The 20543-nt window shown below is 45.8% G+C and carries 20 protein-coding genes and 1 tRNA gene; 15 read left to right on the forward strand and 6 right to left on the reverse strand.

The genetic code is table 11. From position 1 onward, the window contains the following. The first annotated feature begins 2 nt into the window (after window positions 1-2). On the forward strand, window positions 3-1418 hold the full coding sequence (locus tag ACNKW2_RS16075; protein ID WP_419149470.1) for an FAD-dependent oxidoreductase: 1416 nt from the start codon (window positions 3-5) through the stop codon (window positions 1416-1418). 117 nt (window positions 1419-1535) lie between these two features. Here ACNKW2_RS16075 and recN read toward each other — a convergent pair whose 3' ends face one another. The 3 genes from recN to nadK form a co-directional block, all read right to left on the reverse strand. Next, window positions 1536-3212, reverse strand: coding sequence for a DNA repair protein RecN (gene recN, locus ACNKW2_RS16080; protein WP_419149471.1), 1677 nt, complete (start codon window positions 3210-3212; stop codon window positions 1536-1538). A gap of 104 nt (window positions 3213-3316) precedes the next feature. Continuing rightward, complete coding sequence (locus tag ACNKW2_RS16085; RefSeq protein WP_419149472.1) at window positions 3317-3901, reverse strand: hypothetical protein; 585 nt, start codon at window positions 3899-3901, stop codon at window positions 3317-3319. Window positions 3902-3959: 58 nt separating this feature from the next. Beyond that, window positions 3960-4844 (reverse strand): NAD(+) kinase, encoded by an 885-nt coding sequence (gene nadK / locus ACNKW2_RS16090; protein WP_419149473.1) that lies wholly within the window; start codon window positions 4842-4844, stop codon window positions 3960-3962. Between the two features lie 90 nt (window positions 4845-4934). On the opposite strand from nadK, the gene ACNKW2_RS16095 reads away from it, so the two are divergent. Both ACNKW2_RS16095 and grpE read left to right on the forward strand, forming a co-directional pair. Next, window positions 4935-5867 carry an HrcA family transcriptional regulator gene (locus ACNKW2_RS16095; protein ID WP_336565857.1) on the forward strand — a complete coding sequence of 311 codons (933 nt, stop codon included), beginning with the start codon at window positions 4935-4937 and terminating at the stop codon, window positions 5865-5867. A gap of 115 nt (window positions 5868-5982) precedes the next feature. Next, the gene (grpE, locus tag ACNKW2_RS16100; RefSeq protein WP_419149474.1) at window positions 5983-6585 is read left to right on the forward strand and encodes a nucleotide exchange factor GrpE; all 603 of its coding nucleotides are present in this window, start codon (window positions 5983-5985) and stop codon (window positions 6583-6585) included. A gap of 68 nt (window positions 6586-6653) precedes the next feature. Here grpE and ACNKW2_RS16105 read toward each other — a convergent pair whose 3' ends face one another. Next, window positions 6654-7853 (reverse strand): Bcr/CflA family multidrug efflux MFS transporter, encoded by a 1200-nt coding sequence (locus tag ACNKW2_RS16105; protein ID WP_419149475.1) that lies wholly within the window; start codon window positions 7851-7853, stop codon window positions 6654-6656. Between the two features lie 197 nt (window positions 7854-8050). Between ACNKW2_RS16105 and ACNKW2_RS16110 the strand changes: the two genes are divergently transcribed. Then, window positions 8051-8848: a M48 family metallopeptidase gene (locus tag ACNKW2_RS16110; protein WP_419149476.1), complete on the forward strand. Its 798-nt coding sequence runs from the start codon at window positions 8051-8053 to the stop codon at window positions 8846-8848. Here the strand turns inward: ACNKW2_RS16110 and ACNKW2_RS16115 are convergent. Together ACNKW2_RS16115 and ACNKW2_RS16120 are read right to left on the reverse strand one after the other, a co-directional pair. Further along, window positions 8845-9354: a M48 metallopeptidase family protein gene (locus tag ACNKW2_RS16115; protein ID WP_419149477.1), complete on the reverse strand. Its 510-nt coding sequence runs from the start codon at window positions 9352-9354 to the stop codon at window positions 8845-8847. The genes ACNKW2_RS16110 and ACNKW2_RS16115 overlap by 4 nt on opposite strands. Beyond that, the gene (locus tag ACNKW2_RS16120; protein ID WP_419149478.1) at window positions 9354-10202 is read right to left on the reverse strand and encodes a DUF72 domain-containing protein; all 849 of its coding nucleotides are present in this window, start codon (window positions 10200-10202) and stop codon (window positions 9354-9356) included. The genes ACNKW2_RS16115 and ACNKW2_RS16120 overlap by 1 nt, the downstream gene beginning before the upstream one ends. Window positions 10203-10472: 270 nt before the next feature. Here ACNKW2_RS16120 and aspS point away from each other — a divergent pair, with 270 nt between their 5' ends. The 11 genes from aspS (at window position 10473) to ACNKW2_RS16175 (ending at window position 20469) form a co-directional block, all read left to right on the forward strand. Continuing rightward, window positions 10473-12254, forward strand: a complete 1782-nt coding sequence (gene aspS / locus ACNKW2_RS16125) for an aspartate--tRNA ligase (protein ID WP_419149479.1) — start codon at window positions 10473-10475, stop codon at window positions 12252-12254. A 127-nt stretch (window positions 12255-12381) separates the two neighbouring features. Continuing rightward, window positions 12382-12903 carry a crossover junction endodeoxyribonuclease RuvC gene (gene ruvC, locus ACNKW2_RS16130; RefSeq protein WP_336565872.1) on the forward strand — a complete coding sequence of 174 codons (522 nt, stop codon included), beginning with the start codon at window positions 12382-12384 and terminating at the stop codon, window positions 12901-12903. Window positions 12904-12905: 2 nt separating this feature from the next. Next, window positions 12906-13523, forward strand: coding sequence for a Holliday junction branch migration protein RuvA (gene ruvA, locus ACNKW2_RS16135; RefSeq protein WP_419149480.1), 618 nt, complete (start codon window positions 12906-12908; stop codon window positions 13521-13523). A gap of 2 nt (window positions 13524-13525) precedes the next feature. After that, complete coding sequence (gene ruvB / locus ACNKW2_RS16140; protein ID WP_419149481.1) at window positions 13526-14530, forward strand: Holliday junction branch migration DNA helicase RuvB; 1005 nt, start codon at window positions 13526-13528, stop codon at window positions 14528-14530. 949 nt (window positions 14531-15479) lie between these two features. Next, window positions 15480-16184, forward strand: coding sequence for a protein TolQ (gene tolQ / locus ACNKW2_RS16145; protein WP_419149482.1), 705 nt, complete (start codon window positions 15480-15482; stop codon window positions 16182-16184). Next, a complete protein-coding gene (gene tolR / locus ACNKW2_RS16150) occupies window positions 16171-16596 on the forward strand; it encodes a protein TolR (protein ID WP_336565876.1) in 426 nt (141 codons plus the stop codon). Before tolQ ends, tolR begins: the two co-directional genes overlap by 14 nt. 2 nt (window positions 16597-16598) lie before the next feature. Further along, complete coding sequence (gene tolA, locus ACNKW2_RS16155; RefSeq protein WP_419149483.1) at window positions 16599-17540, forward strand: cell envelope integrity protein TolA; 942 nt, start codon at window positions 16599-16601, stop codon at window positions 17538-17540. A 9-nt stretch (window positions 17541-17549) separates the two neighbouring features. Beyond that, on the forward strand, window positions 17550-18908 hold the full coding sequence (gene tolB, locus ACNKW2_RS16160) for a Tol-Pal system beta propeller repeat protein TolB (RefSeq protein WP_419149484.1): 1359 nt from the start codon (window positions 17550-17552) through the stop codon (window positions 18906-18908). Between the two features lie 39 nt (window positions 18909-18947). Beyond that, the gene (gene pal / locus ACNKW2_RS16165) at window positions 18948-19481 is read left to right on the forward strand and encodes a peptidoglycan-associated lipoprotein Pal (protein WP_336565880.1); all 534 of its coding nucleotides are present in this window, start codon (window positions 18948-18950) and stop codon (window positions 19479-19481) included. A gap of 12 nt (window positions 19482-19493) precedes the next feature. After that, window positions 19494-20243, forward strand: coding sequence for a tol-pal system protein YbgF (gene ybgF, locus ACNKW2_RS16170; RefSeq protein WP_336565882.1), 750 nt, complete (start codon window positions 19494-19496; stop codon window positions 20241-20243). A gap of 150 nt (window positions 20244-20393) precedes the next feature. After that, window positions 20394-20469, forward strand: a tRNA-Lys gene (locus tag ACNKW2_RS16175). Window positions 20470-20543 lie beyond the last annotated feature (74 nt).

Here is a 20543-nt window from a genome sequence, read left to right on the forward strand (position 1 = left end):
TTATGAGCGAAAACGTTTATCAATTTATCGATGTGCAACGTGTAGATCCACGCAAAAAGCCAATTTCTGCGCGTAAACAATCGTTTGTCGAAATCTATGAACCTTTTTCAGAGCAACAAGTAAACTCACAATCTGACCGCTGTTTGGATTGTGGCAACCCTTATTGTGAATGGAAGTGCCCAGTTCATAATTACATTCCACAGTGGCTAAAGCTGATCCGCACAGGCCGTATTATTGAGGCCGCGGAGCTTTCTCATCGCACCAACAGCCTGCCGGAGGTATGCGGTCGGGTGTGTCCTCAGGACCGTTTGTGTGAGGGAGCATGCACCTTAAACGAAGAGTTTGGTGCGGTTACCATTGGCAATATTGAAAAGTACATTACCGACACAGCCTTTGCCCAAGGCTGGAAACCGGATCTGTCTTACGTTACCTGGACGGATAAAAAGGTCGCCATTATTGGTGCCGGGCCTGCAGGACTTGGTTGTGCTGATATTTTAGTGCGTAACGGGGTGAAGCCGGTGGTGTTTGATCGCAACCCAGAAATTGGTGGTCTATTAACCTTTGGCATTCCGTCTTTTAAATTGGAAAAGTCGGTGATGGAAAATCGCCGTGAAATCTTTTCTGAGATGGGGGTTGAGTTCCAACTCAATACCGAGGTTGGCAAAGACATCACTATGGATGAGCTGATAGCACAATATGACGCGATATTTTTAGGGGTAGGCACTTACCAAAGTATGAAAGGCAACCTTGAAAATGAAGACGCGGATGGGGTGTATGAGGCACTGCCATTTTTAATTGGCAACACTAATCGCGTGATGGGCTACGATGAGAGTAAACAACCATTTATTGATATGGCTGGCAAGCGCGTGGTGGTACTCGGTGGTGGTGACACGGCAATGGACTGTGTCAGAACCTCGGTACGACAAAATGCCCGCTCCGTAGTGTGTGCTTATCGTCGTGACGAAGAGAACATGCCTGGCTCGGCACGAGAGGTTAAAAACGCCAAAGAGGAAGGGGTTGAGTTTAAATTTAACCTGCAACCAGTTGCCATTGAAGTTAACAGCCAAGGCAAGGTCTGTGGTATTACTATGGTGAATACCCAGCTCGGTGAGCCGGATGAAAATGGCCGCCGTCGCGCCGAAGTGGTTCCCGGCTCTGAGCATACCTTAGAAGCCGATGCGGTGATAATGGCATTTGGCTTTAAGCCGCATAACCTCGATTGGTTGGCCAACTACGATGTTGCCATTAATCACTGGGGTGGCATTGAAGCGCCAGAGAAAGGCGCCTTTACGCATCAAACCAGTAACCCGAAAATTTTTGCTGGTGGCGATGCGGTAAGAGGATCCGATCTGGTGGTCACGGCTATTTTTGAAGGCCGTAATGCCGCAGAAGGGATACTCGACTTTCTCGAGGTATAATACCAGTCCGTTGAAATTTTGGGGTTATGCCTGCAAAGGCATTACCCTGATAGGCTGCAAAAACAATAAAAAGCCCGAACCATTTAGCGTGGTTCGGGCTTTTTATTGGCTACTAGGTTATGCGCTTTGTACTTGCAGCAGCTCTTTGGCACTGGCTCGAGTGGTATTACTGATGGTATCACCACCAATTAAGCGGGCGATTTCATCAATGCGTTGTTGTTCGTCCATGGCGGTCATGGCGGTAAAGGTTTCACCATTTTGCACTTGCTTGGCAACATAAAATTGATTGTGACCACTGCAGGCTACTTGCGGTAAATGGGTCACACAAATTACTTGCGTTGATGTGCCGAGTTGTCGTAGTAGCTTACCCACGGTGGCAGCGGTTGGGCCGGAGATCCCAACGTCGACTTCATCAAAAATCAGAGTTGGTGTGGTAACGCGGGTGGCGATAATCACTTGAATGGCTAAACTTATCCGCGACAATTCGCCGCCCGATGCCACTTTGCCCATGGGTTGTAGCGGCTGGCCTGGGTTGGTTGAGACGAAAAAGGCAATATCATCACAACCTAATGGGTTGGGTTTGGCATTTTGCTGTGGGGTCAGCTGTATTTCAAATAAGCCATCACCCATAGCCAACTCTTTCATGCTGGCTGATATTTGTTGATTTAGCGATTCACTGGCCTGATGACGACTTTGACTTAACGACATAGCCGCTTGGTTATATGCATGAATGGCCTCGGCAATTTCTTCCTCTAAGGCATCTAAGCGTTCTGAGTCGGAGCTAATGGTGCTTAGCTCTTGATGTAATTCTTGATGATGTTGATAGAGGAGCTCAGGCTGAACTTGGTGTTTGCGGGCAAGTTCTAGAGTTTTTGAGAGACGCTCTTCAAGCTCTTGCAAGCGCATAGGGTCTTGCTCTGTGGCGTCGCTGTAACTGCGTATTTCTCTGCTGGCTTCCTCAACTTGGACGGCGGCTTCTTCAAGCATTTGGGCGATATTTTCCAGCTCTTTGTCGTAACTGGTGAGTTCTGAAAAAGTATGCGCACTTTGGCGCAACTGCGACAGTACGGTTTGCTCATCGCTCTCATACAAGCGTTGTTGCTCAGCATGACATTGCTCTAAGATGGTTTGACTGTGGCTTAACTTGGCATGCTCAGATTCAATCTCTTCATATTCATTGGCTGCCAGTGCAAATTCATCTAACTCTGCAACTTGGTATTCTAACAGCTGTTTTTTTGCCGCTTGCGCTTGCTGCGCTTTTTGTAATGTCGCGTATTCTTTTTGCAGCTTTTGGTAATGGTTATATTGACCTTTTACCGCTTGTTGTAAGTTAGTGTGGTTGGCGTAGGCGTCTAAAAGGTGTAACTGATAATCCGGCTTCAGTAACAGTTGGTGTGCATGTTGCCCATGAATAGCAATAAGGTGCTGACCGAGTTCCTTTTGCTGGCTCACCGTGACAGGAGAGCCGTTGATATAGCTTTTACTGCGGCCACTTTTACTGATCACACGACGCAAAATACATTCGTCATCGTCAGTATCGAGCATATGCTGAGCTAAAAACTCCTTTGCATTGGGCAGTGCTGAGACATCAAAGTGGGCAGAAATATCGGCTTTATCACTGCCAGGCCTGATAGCGGCAGGATCGGCACGCTCACCAAGACACAAAGACAAAGCGTCAATGGCAATCGATTTGCCCGCGCCCGTTTCACCCGTTATCGCGGTCATACCGCCGTGCCAGTCAATATTAAGTGCGCTAACAATAGCAAAGTTTTGAATATTTAAAGCTAATAGCATACAAAAACCCCTAACAGAGAATTACTGTTAATCTATACAGTATTTTGCTGTTTGGCAACCTTTGTGGCGAGCAAAAAGGTCGAATGATGCGCTTAACTGAGTGCTTAACTGGCTGCAGGAGTGACCCGTTGGTTTTGAGTCGGTGGTTTTTTATCTTCGGTATTGTCCTCGTTGGGGGGAGTCAGTTGCTCTTCTTCGTTGTCGGCGCAGTCGAGTGCTGGGGTATCCGGTGTTTGGATCCGGGCAATTAACGCCGGCAGAATTTCACGATAAAAGTCGCGATTATAGGCTATCCCCGCGGAGGGTAATTCAGCAACAAAATACTGTAACTGCTCCTCTAATAAATCGATATTGCCGTTTTGTTGGCACTTAATTAGCTCAGTTGTTACGCAATGAGTGAACTGATCTGACACTCGCTCAAGCTGTTCGAGGTTATCCTCGTTATGGGCCTGCACAACAAAAAAATTACTGACGATCGCATTGACTTGAGGAGCATACTTAGGGCGCAAAATTTTTGCCGCTACGTACTCAGACACTTTCGATTTAAAGTGGTTGGTAATTTCTTTTACTCGTTCATTAAAAGCTCTTTTTTCTGCTTCTCGCGCTTTGCGGCGATTGTTTTCAATCACCAAGTACACAGACAGTATGGTGATCAGCAAAGCCAGGGTGAAAAAAACTACATAAGCCATTTTATTTTTATTTACCTAAATAGAAATTGTAACGGAACAGGTGCACGGTTTTACTGGGTTAGTAGAGTCGGCTGCCCCAATTCAGTTTTTGTCTCAGCACATTATAGTAAGAATAACACTTAGGGTGAATCAGTCTGAGTTGCTTTTCAGCTTTTTTTATGATGACTTCGTCGCCTGGCAATAAAGCCAATACCACATGGCTATCACAACTAACCTGTAAACCATCGGTGTTCTCGATACTTAAATGCAAGCGTACGGTTTTATCGGCATCCACCACCAAAGGACGACTTGATAATGTGTGGGGGAACATGGGCACCAGTGAAATGGCATTTAACTCCGGAGTTAAAATAGGACCACCACCAGATAATGAATAGGCAGTGGAGCCTGTCGGGGTTGAGACAATTAAACCATCAGAACGTTGTGAGAAAACAAAATCATCGTTAATAAATGCCTCAAATTCGATCATGTGCGCGACTTTATCGGCGTGCAGTACCGCTTCATTCATTGCCAAATTTGCACTTTTTAATTGGTCATGACGATATACCGCAACCTCTAACAAAAACCTTGATTCTTCAATGTATTGGCCACTTAGCACGGCTTCTAACTGGGCTTCAAATCCCTCTGGATTGAGATCGGTCAAAAAGCCAAGGTTGCCGCGGTTGACCCCAATCACCGCAACATCAAAACGCGCCAGCACTCTAGCGGCACCTAGCATGTTGCCATCACCCCCGACCACAATGGCGAGATCGCAGCGTTTACCAAGCTCCACTAACTCAACCGCATGCTCTGGGTTGAGGTTATCGATTTGCTCGGCGACTCGGTCTTCTAATAAGACTTGGTATCCTAATGCTTGCAAAAATGTGTAAAGTCGTTGTAAGGTCAGTCCCGCACCTTCATGGTTGGGCTTACCGATCAGGCCGATGGTGTTAAACGTGGTCGTCATTTCGTCATTTGTTCGTGATGGCTTTGTTGCAAGATTATCTTAAATGCCCAGAGCTTGAAACAATCAAATGGCACCCATATAAAAATAATTATGAAACTGAATCCTAGAGATGAACAAATCTTGTGCGCGGTGATGCGTCACTACTGTAACGGAGAGGGGCTTCCTGTTGCTTCAAGCAAAATAGCTAAGCAAGAGGGCATGGCCGTTTGCTCGGCAACGGTACGTAATGCCATGGCACGGTTGGAGAATAATGGCTTACTCTACTCGCCTCACACTTCTTCGGGACGCATACCCACCGATTTAGGCGTCAAGTTTTGGTTGCAAAGTTACTTCCCACTGACTGAGGTGGCAAGAGATTGGCAACCTGAACAAGCAACCATAGTGTCGTTTGCCCACCTTCTTAGTCAAAACTTCCAAGTGTGTTGTTGTGTTGGGTTACCGCAAGCAAGCAGCAAACAAATGTTTCGGGTTGAAGTGCTGGACTTTGACCGGGACAGCTGGTTGGTGTTGTTGTTAGACCGAGCAGGGCAGTCACATAATATTTGCATCGATAAACCGGTCGATGATTCCGACGCCTTGCGTTACCAGTTTGCCGCCTGGATGAATACAGTGTTCAGTCAACAGACTTTAGTGGAAGGGCTGCATCGCATGCGGGCCATGGCCCACAGTGCACCGCCAAGCTGTCACCATATTTTAGCGCAGTGGACACAGCAGTTAAGTCAGCAGCTCGGTTCAGATAACGCCATCGTAGTAGGGGAGCGCTATTTATATAACCGCCTCGATTTAGACCATGAAATTAATCTTGGTGTCGGGTTCTTAGAGCAAGTGGAAGATAAGCTGGCCTTTAAAGATGGCGTGTCGGTATTACTCGGTGAAGAGTTAAGTATGCTGGGCTTGCACCACGTGGTGGTGTTGAGTATTCCATACTTTTCTCAAGGCGAATATCAAAGCCGCTTTTGCGCGATTTGTCCTGCCGATTCTAAAATAGAAGCGATACTGGCAGAGTTTAAAAAGTTGTCTTAACCAAGCGCGCCATAAAAATTCTGATGATCACGAAAATTCGTTTTGGCAAAGGGTTGAATCTTAAATTTCTATCCCCATAATTACCCGCAGTTGTAAAGAATCGGAGAAGAGTCACATGTCTGAGCAGACAAAAGCCCAAGAGCAAGAGCTGGAACAAGAAGCAACACAAGCAGAAGTTGAAGCAGAGCAAGCAGCTCAAGAGCAAGTCGACGGTGAGGCTGAGTTGAGCCCAGAAGAGGAAATTGCTGGATTGCACGCTGAGCTAGAAGCGGCAAAGCAAACCATCGAAGATCAAAAAGACAGCGTCGTTCGTGCCGCTGCTGAAACAGAAAATGTTCGTCGCCGTGCCGCTCAGGATGTTGAGAAAGCGCACAAGTTTGCACTGGAAAAGTTCTCTAATGAATTGCTACCGGTGATTGATAACCTTGAGCGTGCGATTGAGTTTTCAGATAAAGAAAACGAAACGCTTAAGCCAGTGCTTGAGGGCATCGACATGACCTTAAAAAGCTTCAGCGATGCGTTAGCTAAATTTGGTGTTGAAGCCGTGGATCCGCAAGGAGAAGCCTTTAACCCAGAGCTGCATCAAGCCATGTCTATTCAGCCAAGTAATGACGTGTCACCGAACACGGTATTAGCGGTAATGCAAAAAGGCTATACTTTGAATGGTCGCCTACTGCGTCCTGCTATGGTAATGGTTTCTAAGGCTGCCGAAGAGTAAGTCGCAGCAAAAACGAAAAAGCCGCGTTATTGCGGCTTTTTTTTGTGCTTGAAATCGAGCTCTAAGGATTATTGTTTTGCCGCCGGAGGCTTAGTCCCTAACCTGCGATTTAGCACCTGACAAACAATAACTAACATAATGGCTGCAAACATAAAGCTGGAAAAGGGTAGCGGGGATTCTGGTGTGGCTAATGCTAATAAAGGCCCAACGAGTGCTCCACTGCCGAATCGTAAGGTGCCAATCACTGCTGTTGCCGTGCCCGTTTGATGCTCAAAGCTTAATAAAATTAAGGCGTCGGCGTTACTGGCTATGATCCCCAAGCTCATCATTAATGGCGCGATGGCGCTGGCTAAAACCCAAACCGAGACAGACTGGCTACTCAGTACCACTAGCAGTGTCGAAAATACCACGCCGATGGTTAATCCCACATTTAACATTTTTCTCGAGCCAAACCTTGGCACCAATCGGGTGTTGGCAAAGTTACCTAACATCAAGGCGATTACATTCATCGCAAATAACACCCCGAACAATTGCTCTGTGACGCCATAGTAATCAAGGTAAATAAATGACACTGAGGTTAAAAAACAGAAAAACGCAAACGATGCCAGCATGGAGGATAAAATATCGTAGCGGGCATACTTTTCTGTCAAGACGATGCGGTAATTTCGTAAAAAGAACGACAAGTTTAACGGCACATGGGCTTGAGTAGCAATGTTAATACTGAAAAACTGCAGTGCAATCATGACCAGGATTGCGTAGCCGGCGAGAAACCAAAAAATAGCATGCCAGTCAAAGTACAGTAAAATCACAGCGCCAACAGAGGGAGCAATCAGCGGAGCGATCATCATGATCATGGAAACATAGGACATGCCTTTGGCGGTATGCTCTTTATAGTAATAGCGGATCACCCCAGGTACCACAACCGTGGCGGCCGCGCCGCAAAATGCTTGTACGATGCGAAGGGCAATAAACACATCAATATCATTACAGAGCGCTAAGCCAATAGAGGCCAAGGTAAAACCAAACAAGCCCAATAAAGCCAGTGAATGACGAGGAAACTTATCGGCCAATGGCCCAAACACCATCATTCCTACCGCATAACCTGCAAGGTAACTGCTGAGCGATACTTGAACTTGCTCTAAAGGACTATTAAAACTCTGTGAAATGGCCAGCATAGCCGGTAAATATAGATCTATGGCCAAGGGCGTAATGGCTACAATACTGGCCAAGAGCGGCAGCAGTATCGCAGGGAGCGTTGATGATTTCATAGAGTTGTAATGACACCTTAATTGAAAAATACCACACCGTTGGAGACGATATAAGGTTACTGAAATCATCACCTAAGGTGTGTACACTGGAAAAATACAGGAAAATGAATTGTATTGTATCAAGTTACTCTCGTTTCATGGCAAATTTGCGGTAAACTTAGTGGAACTCGAGTCGTAACATAAATAAGGAACAAGTTATGAAGAAACTGGTTCTCGCGGTCGCTTTGGCTGCAACGTTAGTGGGATGCAAAACCTCACCAACTGGGCGCACGCAGCTGGCGCTGTATTCCGAGCAACAAATGGATAAAATGGGCGTTGCAAGCTTTGAGCAGATGAAGCAACAGCAAAAAGTGGACACTGACCCAAACACCAACCGCTATGTTAAGTGTATTGCAAATGCGCTAGTGGCACAACTGCCGCAAAAGTATGGCAATCAACAGTGGGAAGTGGTGGTATTTGCTAATGACTCTGCCAACGCCTTCGCGCTGCCAGGTGGTAAAATCGGGGTGCATACTGGGATTTTAAACGTAGCAGAAAACCAACACCAGTTAGCCGCAGTAATGGGGCATGAAGTAGGGCACGTTATTGCCGAGCACGCTAATGAAAGGGTATCGCAAAATAGTATCTTACAACTTGGCCTGCAAGCCGGCGCTGCGGTTCTGGAGATGAATAATGTTGAGTATCGTAATGCGATTATGCAAGGACTTGGTTTAGGTGCGCAATTTGGTATTGCTTTGCCTTTTAGCCGCTCCCATGAAAGCGAAGCCGATGTCATTGGGCTCGATTTAATGGCCAAGGCGGGCTTTGATCCTAAAGGCTCAGTGGCACTGTGGCAAAATATGGAAAAACAAGCAGGACAAAGACCACCTGAGTTTATGTCAACTCACCCAGCACCGCAAAGCCGCATCGCTCAGCTGCAAGCGAATATGGCAACAGCACAAGCGACCGCTAAGCGTGCCCAAAATGCCGGTGAAGTGCCAAACTGTGGGCCTTAATCTGGCAAGTATATATTTCCTTCACTCTCACACAGCAACAGAAACAGTCGCAGTTCAAGCTCAAGTTGGTGATAGTGAGGCTCCATATGCTGGCACAGGTTGTAAAACGCTTTATTGTGATGCTTTTCTTTAAAGTGTGCCAGCTCATGAACGACCAAAGCACGCAGTATGGGCTCCGGTGCGTGCCTGAGCGTAGCTTCAATGTGGATCTGGTGACTGGTTTTGTGCCTGCCCCCATGCTGGGTGGTTTTATAGGTATGCGTGCCTAACGCATTAAGCGCCATATTATGGCGTTTTACATAAGCGGCCTGATGCACTCTAGGACTGTTCTTCATGTATTCTTGCCGCAGTCGCTCTATATAATTATACAGCTGCTTGTCTGTTTTTATGTCATGAGAATGTGGGTAGCGCTTGATAAAAAACTGGCCTAGCCTTTGTTGCTGTAGCAGGCTTTCGACTTGTTGCTGTACTTGTTCAGGGTAATGGCCAAAGTATGGGTGTGACATCAGAACAACGACTCCTGCTTGGCTTCTCTTTCTGCCGGAAACGGCTCGCTTACTGGGTGCTGTATAGCCAAATCATTAATGAATTGCCGCGCCAAAAAGGCAGAGTCGATATTATCCGCAGTATGAAAAAAGACATAAGGTGCTTTACCGCCAGCCAGCCACTGGCGAACTTTGTGTAACCAAGGTTGATAAAACTCGCGGTTAGCGCTGAGTGTTGAGCAGCCAACAAAACGGATCACTGGATTGTCAGCGGTGGCAATGGCGTGCACAGGTAAGTGTGGCTTTTTTTGTTGGGCATCGATAATGGTTGGGGTTGTGGCCGCTTCACTAAACAGTGCGCGGGTATCCATTATCACACGGTTGTAATTATGCTCAATTAAATACTGATTATAGCGCCGTTCGGCGTCCCCTTTACGATAAAACTCAGGGTGTCGAACCTCAACGCCCACCTTAAGCTCTCTGGGTAGCCAGCTGAGAAACTGTTGTAACTGTGGCATATGCTCTGGCGCAAATTGTGCAGGTAATTGCACCATCAAAATGCCCAGCTTAGGAAACAAGGGCGCCATAGTCTGGCACCAAGCCATAAGTTCATCTTGGCAGTGGCGCAATGCCATATCATGGCTGAAGCGTTTGGGGATTTTAAAGGTAAAGCGAAAATCATCCGGTACCTGTTGTTGCCACTTGATGACGGTTTGCGCGCTGGGATCGGCATAGAAGGTGGTGTTTCCCTCAACACTATTAAAGATTTGCGCATACTCACTCAGCATCTTATTTGCAGCACAGTGCTTAGAAAACACGTGTCCTTTCCACTGTGTGCTACTCCACTGCGGACAACCTAGGTATAACATAGTAATCAAATCGAGCCGGATTATTCATATTGGCCTAGTTTACCACAGTCATAATGAACTGGGGTGATGAGCTTAGAAGTGGCAATGGCCAACAACAAAATCACAGGAATTCACGCCAGATCTGAGATTGAGGATGACAATGCAGTGTATTTTTATATAATTGGCGGTTATTGAAAATGAGTCTGAGCGGCTGGCTTTATATCGACGTCTAATGACGTGATGATAATTGCCATGAGAGTCGTGCGAGCAAACTGGATTGACAGGAATTTTATGCGCTCTATATATTGCGGAAAATTAAATAAGGACCACGTAGATCAGCAGGTTGAGCTGTGTGGTTGGATTAATAAACGTCGTGACCTTGGTGGTCTTATCTTTGTCGACTTAAGAGACAGAGAAGGTTTGGTGCAAGTGGTGTTCGATCCGGAAGTCGATGGCTTGATGGATAAAGCCAATGCACTGCGTCAAGAATTCTGTGTACAAATTAAAGGCGTTGTTCGTGCGCGTCCTGACAGCCAAGTCAATAAAGACATGGCCACCGGTGAAGTGGAGATCCTAGGCACGGACTTAACTATTATTAACCGTTCAGAGCCGTTGCCTCTTGACTTTAATCAGCAAAACTCAGAAGAGCGTCGCTTAAAATATCGCTACTTAGACTTGCGTCGTTTAGAAATGAGTGACCGCATCAAAATGCGTGCAAAAGCCAGCAGCTTTGTTCGTCGCTTCTTAGATGAGAATGAGTTCTTAGACATTGAAACGCCAGTACTGACCAAAGCAACGCCGGAAGGCGCACGTGACTACTTAGTACCAAGCCGCGTACACAAAGGCAGCTTTTACGCGTTACCGCAGTCGCCACAGCTGTTTAAACAATTGCTGATGATGTCTGGTTTTGACCGTTACTACCAGATTGTAAAGTGCTTCCGTGATGAAGATTTGCGCGCAGATCGTCAACCTGAATTTACTCAGATTGATATCGAAACCTCGTTCATGAGCTCAGATCAAGTGCGTGGCGTTACTGAAAAAATGATCCGTGAAATGTGGCAGTCGTTCCTAAATGTTGATTTAGGCGCATTTCCAGTGATGGCGTACAGTGAGGCAATGAGCAAATACGGCTCGGATAAACCTGACTTACGTAACCCACTGGAATTGATTGACGTTGCAGATATTGTCAAAGATGTTGAATTTAAAGTACTCAGCGGCCCTGCTAATGACGAAAAAGGGCGTGTTGCGGTATTGTCTGTACCAGGCGGCGCACAACTTTCGCGTAAGCAAATTGATGAATACACCAAGTTTGTCGGTATTTACGGCGCCAAAGGTCTGGCGTGGATGAAAGTCAACGACCGTGATGCTGGCATCGATGGCGTACAATCGCCAATCGCGAAGTTCTTGAACGAAGAAGTGATCAATGCTCTGCTTGAACGCACAGGCGCAAACACTGGTGACATTATTCTATTCGGCGCTGATAAGCGTAACACAGTGAACGAAGCCATGGGCGCGTTGCGTCTGAAGATTGGTCTGGATTTAGAAATCACCGATTTGACTAAGTGGGCGCCACTTTGGGTGGTTGACTTCCCAATGTTTGAAGAAGACGACGAAGGCAACTTGCACGCCGTACACCATCCATTTACAGCACCTAAAGACGTCACGGCTGCCGAGCTAGAAGCCAATCCAGCCAATACGCTGTCGGACGCTTATGACATGGTCATTAATGGCTACGAAGTGGGTGGCGGTTCGGTGCGTATCCACAACAATGAAATGCAACAAGCGGCGTTTAGAATTTTAGGCATTGATGAAGAAGAACAACAAGAGAAGTTTGGCTTCTTATTAGATGCACTGAAATACGGTACCCCACCGCATGCTGGTTTGGCGTTTGGTCTGGACCGAGTGGTTATGCTGTTATGTGGTACGGATAATATTCGTGATGTCATTGCCTTCCCGAAAACCACTCAAGCTTCTTGCCTAATGACGGATGCGCCAAGCCCGGCAAATCCGGATGCGCTAAAAGAGCTGGCTGTGGCTATTGATGAGCAACTTATTGAACCAAGCGAACAATAAGGCATAAAAATCAGCACACAGTGTTGGTAAAAGGCGGCTTAATGCCGCCTTTTTTGATCTCAGCTACTTCACTGGTAATTCATACAGTATTTTGGCATTATAGAAAAAAAATCAAGAGAAAAAGCGATTGGCTGTTATTTTAGGTATTGATCCGGGCTCAAGATTTACTGGATATGGTGTCATTGCTCACCAAGGTGCAAAATTTCAATATCTTGGCAGTGGCTGCATCAAAGTAGGAGAGCAGGACTTTCCAACGCGTCTGAAAACGATTTACCAAGGCATTACTCAATTAATTGAGCAGTTTTCGCCCAGCGATTTTGCCATTGAGCAAGTCTTTGTGGCCCATAACCCCAGCTCAGCCTTAAAGCTAGGCCAAGCCCGTGGTGCGGCGATTGTGGCGGCGACCATGCAAGATGTAGCGGTGAGTGAATATTCTGCACGGCAAATTAAACAAGCCGTCGCGGGGACCGGGGGCGCAGAGAAGTCACAAGTACAGGAAATGGTGAAGCGTATTTTAAAGTTACCTGGTACGCCTCAGGCGGATGCTGCAGACGCCTTAGCTGTAGCCATTTGTCACGCTCATTCCAAACAAAACCTAATTAAAATGTCCGGGGCTGCACGTAAAACAGTAAGAGGAAGGCTAAGATAACCATGATAGGAAAGTTAAACGGAATATTGCTCGAGAAACAACCACCAGAAATTTTGCTCGACGTCAATGGCGTGGGCTACGAAGTGCAAATGCCAATGACCTGTTTCTATGAGTTGCCCAATGTCGGTGAAAAGGTGTCCGTATTCACTCACTTTGTTGTGAGGGAAGATGCTCAGCTACTCTTTGGCTTTAATAGTAAAATTGCGCGCACTTTATTCCGTACTTTGATCAAAGCAAATGGAGTCGGGCCAAAACTCGGCTTGGCGATTTTGTCTGGCATGTCGGCAGAGCAGTTCGTTAATTGTGTCAACAACGATGATGCCACAACCCTGGTTAAAATCCCTGGGGTAGGAAAAAAGACGGCAGAACGCCTAGTATTAGAAATGAAAGATAAACTCAAAGACTTTGGCAATGACTTATTGACGCCATTTAGCGATGCCGCGATACTGTCTCCACAACAGGATCCTACCGTGAGTGATACTCCGGCAGACGATGCTGTTGCGGCATTAATTGCTTTGGGCTATAAGCAAACGCAAGCGCAAAAAGCGGTAAAATCAGCAAGCAAGAATGGCATGACCACTGAGAGCATTATTAAAGATGCTCTGAAATCGATGATGTAACTATGATAGAAGCGGACAGATTAATAGAGCCAGAAATCCAAGGCAACGAAGATTTAGTGGACCGGGCAATACGGCCTAAATTACTAAGCGATTACACGGGCCAGCCTCACGTCAAAAAACAAATGGAAATCTTCATTGAAGCGGCGCGGACACGAAAAGAGGCGCTGGACCACCTGCTGATCTTTGGTCCCCCTGGGCTTGGTAAGACTACCTTAGCCAATATTGTAGCCAATGAGCTGGAAGTGAATATTAAAACCACATCGGGCCCGGTTTTAGAAAAAGCCGGAGATCTCGCAGCACTTTTAACCAATTTAGAAGAAGGTGATGTGCTGTTTATTGATGAGATCCACCGTTTAAGCCCTCAAGTTGAAGAGATACTTTACCCAGCAATGGAAGACTACCAGCTGGATATTATGATTGGTGAAGGGCCCGCCGCGCGTTCAATTAAGCTTGATTTACCACCGTTTACGCTAGTGGGAGCGACCACACGGGCGGGCTCTTTAACCTCGCCTTTACGGGACCGCTTCGGTATTGTGCAGCGTTTAGAGTTTTATTCCGTAACAGACTTATCTGCTATTGTGAGTCGCTCGGCCTATCACCTTAATTTGCAAATCACTGATCCGGGGGCGCTGGAAGTGGCGCGTCGGGCACGTGGTACACCGCGAATAGCCAACCGCTTACTGCGCAGGGTGCGCGATTTTGCCGAGGTGAAAGGCGATGGCACCATTAGCGAAGAGATTGCCCATTTGGCTCTGGATATGGTTGATGTTGATAAGTGCGGCTTTGATTACATGGATCGAAAGTACTTACTTGCCATCATTGAAAAATTCACCGGAGGGCCTGTGGGATTGGATAACCTCGCGGCGGCCATTGGTGAAGAGAAAGAAACCATTGAAGATGTGCTTGAGCCTTACCTAATCCAGCAGGGCTTTATTCAACGCACCCCCAGGGGCCGGATTGTATCCGACAAAGCGTATCTGCACTTTAATCTGACCAAGTCAGAATAAGCTAGCCTATCATTATCTGCCGAGTTTAGCTCGGCAACTCTTCCTTTCGCTTTTCTGTTACTCTATTCAACCGCCATTAAGTCTCTTATCGATAAAGTAGCTGGCATTTCTAAGTACTCAGCACCTAGCGGCTTTCAGCCAGATTTGATTACCATTGCTTTGATATTTATAAGGCAGGAATTGCTGCTGAGCCGCTGTGTTTAGCAGAGGTGATTAGTTTTGAATAGGCAAAAAAAAGCCCGCAATCAATGCGGGCAAAACAACAAGTTGAAGGAAGTAATCCAGGGAACAGATGAATTGCTCAAAGGTTTTATCCACTAAGCTCACCATCTCTGCAATACGAAATCAGAATCCTATTGCAAGTAACTGTGCGTTGCTGAAGTCTTCAGCTGCTTGCTCAGTACAGGGTGTATATTATAGTGAAGAAGGAGATTCATCAAACTAGAAAAATTATTTTTTCGGATAAATAAATCTAATGCCATGAGTTTTTTATTCGTACAATTTATAAGCTTATTGTCAAAAGTGTTATCTATTAACTATATGAAAAATCTGAATTTGTATGAAATCTGTGCAAAATATCAATATTAGATAATTTGTTGTTAATTGGTAAGACCAGTCTGTTTTTTGTGGTTTTATTCTCATTTTTTGCATAAAAGCGGCTTTTTATGCAGTTTTGATTCATATTTAGGATTTAAGTAAAAGGAGGCACTATTCCTTCGTTAAGAGCAGTCGAACGCTATTCGTTGGCACATTTGTGTTATTTATCGTCAAATACAATGAATTCGCGGTATTGCGATTGTAAGGAATATGCTGTGTGGTTAAACTAGCTGAACCTTTAGTGGATTTCTCTGGTCTATGCATCAGCTTTGTTGCAAAGCCAGCACCACTGTGTAGCGCGCTAACAATAAAATGGCTAACAATGCCGAAACACTTGTAGGAGTATAATAACGTGGAATCGGGACTAAACTTTGTCGATTTAATTTTAAAAGCCAGTTTTTTGGTGCAACTGGTGATGTTGACACTGGTCGGCTTGTCTATTGCATCCTGGGCGATTATTTTTCAGCGCAAAAATATTATTTCACAAGCGCAAAGCCAATCGAAAAAGTTCGAGCAGAAGTTTTGGTCCGGAATGGACTTAAGCAAATTATATAATGAAATATCTGCCAGACCTGGTGTTGCAACGGGCATTGAAGCTTTATTTGTTTCGGGATTTAAAGAGTTCGCTAAACACAAAAAAGGCAACATACAGTCACCGTCAGTGGTGGTAGAGGGAACACATCGCTCAATGCGAGTTGCCTTATCTCGAGAAATTGAAAAACTTGAGTCGAGCTTGTCGTTTCTTGCTACGGTGGGTTCTATCAGTCCGTACATCGGCTTATTTGGTACCGTTTGGGGGATCATGAACGCCTTTATTGCACTAGGTGAAGTGAAACAAGCTACCTTGCAAATGGTGGCGCCGGGGATTGCTGAAGCGCTTATTGCTACTGCCATGGGCTTGTTTGCCGCGATCCCTGCGGTAATGGCCTATAACCGTTTTGCTAAAAACGTTGAAAAGCTGGAAACGCAATACATTAATTTTATGGAAGAGTTTGCCAACATTCTATATCGTCAGGCTGCATTACAAGTAGAGGCTAAGCAAAATGTACCAGCGTAAGCGCCGCCGCCCCGTTGCAGAAATAAACGTAGTCCCATACATCGATGTGATGTTAGTGCTGCTGATCATTTTTATGGCAACAGCACCGCTGATCCAACATGGTGTAAAGGTAGACTTACCTCAGATGGAAGAGTCTGAGCTAGTAGAAACCAAAGACACACCGCCAATCATTGCCACAATTGACGCTGAAGGCCGTTACTTTGTTACTGTAGGAACCGATCCTGAAGCTCCTATGGATGCGGTTGAAGTGGCCGCGGTGATCAAGTTGAAATTAGAGCAAAACCCAGATACTCCGGTAATGATAAAAGGATCCGGTCGCGTGTCTTATCAAGAAGTATTGTATTTAATGGACTTTTTGAAAAAAGCGGGTGTGCCATCCGTAGGCTTGATGACGAAGTCATTTGAGGAGTAGGGATGAGTACATTATCGCACAGTGTGACTAAGTCGGTACTGCTCCATGGTGCTATAGGTGGGCTACTTTTTGCGACGGCAAATTTCCATACCCCAGCACCTACGGTGATGGAAGTGACGCTGAATTCCAAAAATGACCAAGCCCCTTCTGAGAAAGTGGTATCGGCGGTGTCGGTAAGTCAACAAGCGGTTGAGCAGAAAATCGCCAAGCTGAAACAGCAAGAAGCAGACAAAAAGGCTGCTGAAGAACGCCGTATTCGCGAGCTTGAGCAGCGTGCTCAGCAAGCAAGAAAGGCGCGCGAAGCAGAAGCAAGGCGGATAAAGCGTTTAGAGCAAGAGCGTCAAGCTAAGCTGGCTGAGAAGAAAAAAGCCGAAGCACAAGCAAAACGCGCTCGAGAAATTGAGCAAAAGCAGCGGGCCGAGGCTGACAAAGCACGAGCAGAAAAGGCCGCAGCACAAGAGGCAGCCAAAAAAGCAGCTGCACAAAGAAAAGCTGAAGAAGATCGTCTGCGTAAAGCTGAAGAAGCAAGAAAGCGCCGTGAAGCCGAGGAAAAGCGCAAGGCTGAAGCCGCAGAGCGTGCTCGACAAAAAGCCATGGAAGAGCAGATGTTGCGTGAGCAGTTAGCCAAAGAGCAGGCTGCGCGTGCGAAAATTCGCCAGCAACAAGTTCTCAGTGAAGTCGATAAGTTTAAAGCCCTGATCATGCAGCGCATTCAGTCTAATTTACTTATTGATGAAACCATGAAAGGCAAACAATGCCGAGTGAACATTCGTTTAGGCTTTAATGGCTTGGTCACTAGCGTTAAGTCACTGGGCGGAGATAAGTTGGTCTGTGAAGCGGCCATCCGAGCAGTAAAAATGGCGGATACGTTACCGGTGTCAAAAGACAAAGCCGTGTTTGAACAGCTTAAAAATATAAACCTAACAATTAAACCAAATTTATAAAGGCAGAACATGTTAAAGAAGTTCACAACCTTACTTATGGTGCTTACTTTGGGGATATCTCAGTTCGCATATGCTGCGCTTGAGATAGTTATCACCGAGGGGGTAGACAGTGCCCGACCTATCGCAATTGTACCATTTAAGTACAATGGCACGGGTGAAATGCCATCAAGCTTAAGCGATGTTATCGCCGCCGACTTGATGCGCAGTGGTAAATTTAAACCCATTGCTGAGCTGGATATGCCACAGCTTCCAACCACTGACTCTGAAGTGGATTATGCCGCTTGGGTAGATGCAGGGGTAGAAGCCGTTGTAGTAGGCACCGTGACACAACAATCTGCGGGACGCTACTTAGTGAAGTATGAACTGATCGACGTGATCCGTGCTCAGCTAACGGGTGGCGAGACCAGAATGATGAGTAATGGCCGCTTAATGCAGAGCGATGACCATATTTTGGAAGGTCGCCAAAGTGTTATTTCAAGCTCTGGTTTCAGAAATTATGCCCATCAGATCAGCGATGTAGTCTATGAAGCGTTAACCGGTGAAAAGGGCGCTTTTAGAACTAAAATTGCCTACGTTATTGTCAGAGACGGCCAAGACAAACCTTATCAGTTAGTTGTGGCCGACTACGATGGCTACAATGAGCAAGTGTTGTTACGTTCGCAAGAGCCATTAATGTCACCAGCTTGGTCCCCAGATGCCAATAAACTGGCTTATGTGACCTTTGAAAACCGCCAGTCACAAATTTATATCCAAGATATTTATACCGGTAAGCGCGAGCTAATCACTAGCTACCCAGGTATTAACGGTGCACCGCAGTTTTCTCCCGATGGCACCAAACTACTCGCTGTGTTGTCTAAAGATGAAGGTGGCGCAACGGAAGTTTATGTAATTGACCTGAAAACGAAACAAGAAAAGCGCTTAACGCGTCATCGTAGTATAGATACTGAGCCGTCTTGGCACCCAAATGGACAAGAAATTGTGTATACATCTGAAAGGGGTGGTAATGCTCAGATATATAAGTTAAATTTAAAAACTGGCAGGTCTAAACGTGTAACGTTTGATGGTGATATGAACTTGGCGGGTTCGATTACACCAGATGGCAAGCGACTGGTGATGGTTAATCGCACGCTTGGCCGTTACCATATAGCCAAAAAAGAATTAGACTCCGGGCTGTTTCAAGTGTTGACTCGCACGAGACTGGATGAGTCTCCGAGTATTGCGCCAAATGGTTCGATGATAATATACAGCACCTTGCACAATAATAAGCAGGTATTGGCACTGGTGTCTATGGATGGTCGATTCAAGGCAAGGTTACCTGTCGCGAATGGCCAAGTTAAGGCACCTGCCTGGTCGCCGTTTTTACAGTAATTTTGCTGGTTAGATTTAAAAGATATAGGAATATACTCGATGCAACTTAATAAAACTCTAAAAGCCTTAATGGTCGCGTTGCCAGTGATGACACTTGCAGCTTGTAGCTCTTCTTCAAGCGTTGACGAGGGCGCGGCTAGCGAAAGTAATCAAGCGGCAACTACTCAAGATAATACTGTTGATGTAAATACAATGACTCGCGAAAAATCTGCAGAAGAAAAACTACGCGAAAAATACGAAGCATTGCGTCAAGAGCAAATTGTTTACTTTGATTTCGACAAGTCAACAATCCAGAGCCAATATACTGAGCTACTGCAAGCACACGCAGACTTCTTGGTTAAAAACCCAAGTGTAAAAGTACTTATCGAAGGTCACGCTGATGAGCGTGGTACGCCTGAGTACAACATCGCACTAGGTGAAAGTCGTGGTAAAGCGGTAGCTAAGTACATGCAAAGTCTAGGTGTTTCTGATAGCCAAATTTCTGTTGTCAGCTATGGTGAAGAAAAGCCTATGGTTAAGTCACGTACGGAAGAAGCTTTTGCTAAAAACCGTCGCGCGGTATTAGTTTACTAAGAAAGAGTTATTATGAAGCCGAAAACTATTTTGGCAGCATTCTTTCTCATGAGCGGGAGCGCCCAAGTTTGGGCTGCTCCCGCTCCTGTTTCAGAAGCTGCAAATTCAACTCAAACACTAGAGCAACGTATTTCTCAGCTAGAGAGTATGATGAGAAATCGCAACCTACTGCAGGCTGATTTACAGCAACAACTTAATATGTTGCAAGAGGAAGTAAGCCAAGTGCGGGGAGTAACAGAAGAGCAAAGCTATAAGCTGGAAAAGGTTCTGCAGCGTCAGCGTGAGTTGTATCAAGAAATTGAGAATCGGGTGAGTCAGGTTTATGAACAATCGAAGTCGGTTAACACAGTACCAGATGTCACTCCAGAGCAAGCGTTTAGTAGTAACTTGTCTGAAAATGAGGCCTATGATCGTACTGTAGCGATGATTATTGAAGATAAGCGCTATGATGCTGCGATCCCAGAGTTTCAAGGTTTTCTAAAGCAGTTTCCAAATTCGGTTTACGTGCCTAATGCACACTATTGGTTAGGCCAGCTTTTTATTATTAAGTCTGAAGACAACACTGCAAAGCGCCACTTTAAAACGGTTGTCGATGACTTTCCGGAGTCTAACAAGCGTCCAGAAGCGATGTTGAAGCTCGGTACTATCATGCATAAGCAGGGGCAGTCGGCAGCAGCTAAGCAACTACTCAATGACTTGATTAAAGAGTACCCAAGTACAACACCTGCAAAGTTGGCAACGGAACGTTTAGCCAAGATGTAAAAGCTACTTTTTGAACTGAGTGCGGTAAAATTAGGCGCTTAGTCATAAAAAGTGAAAAAAACTAGCTATTTCAGTTGCACTCAAATTTTAAATAAGTATTATAAGCGCCCGCAGCAGACGATTGGTAACAACTACTCTGCGGCGCTAAGTGGGTCATTAGCTCAGTTGGTAGAGCAGTGGACTTTTAATCCATTGGTCGATGGTTCGAGTCCATCATGACCCACCACTTTAAAGCGTTTCAAAACTATTGTTTGAGCGGGTCATTAGCTCAGTTGGGTGAAAAAAGACCGAAGCTATGCT

Origin of the sequence: Pseudoalteromonas 'SMAR', assembly GCF_048515945.1 — a bacterium.
Taxonomy (GTDB): domain Bacteria; phylum Pseudomonadota; class Gammaproteobacteria; order Enterobacterales; family Alteromonadaceae; genus Pseudoalteromonas.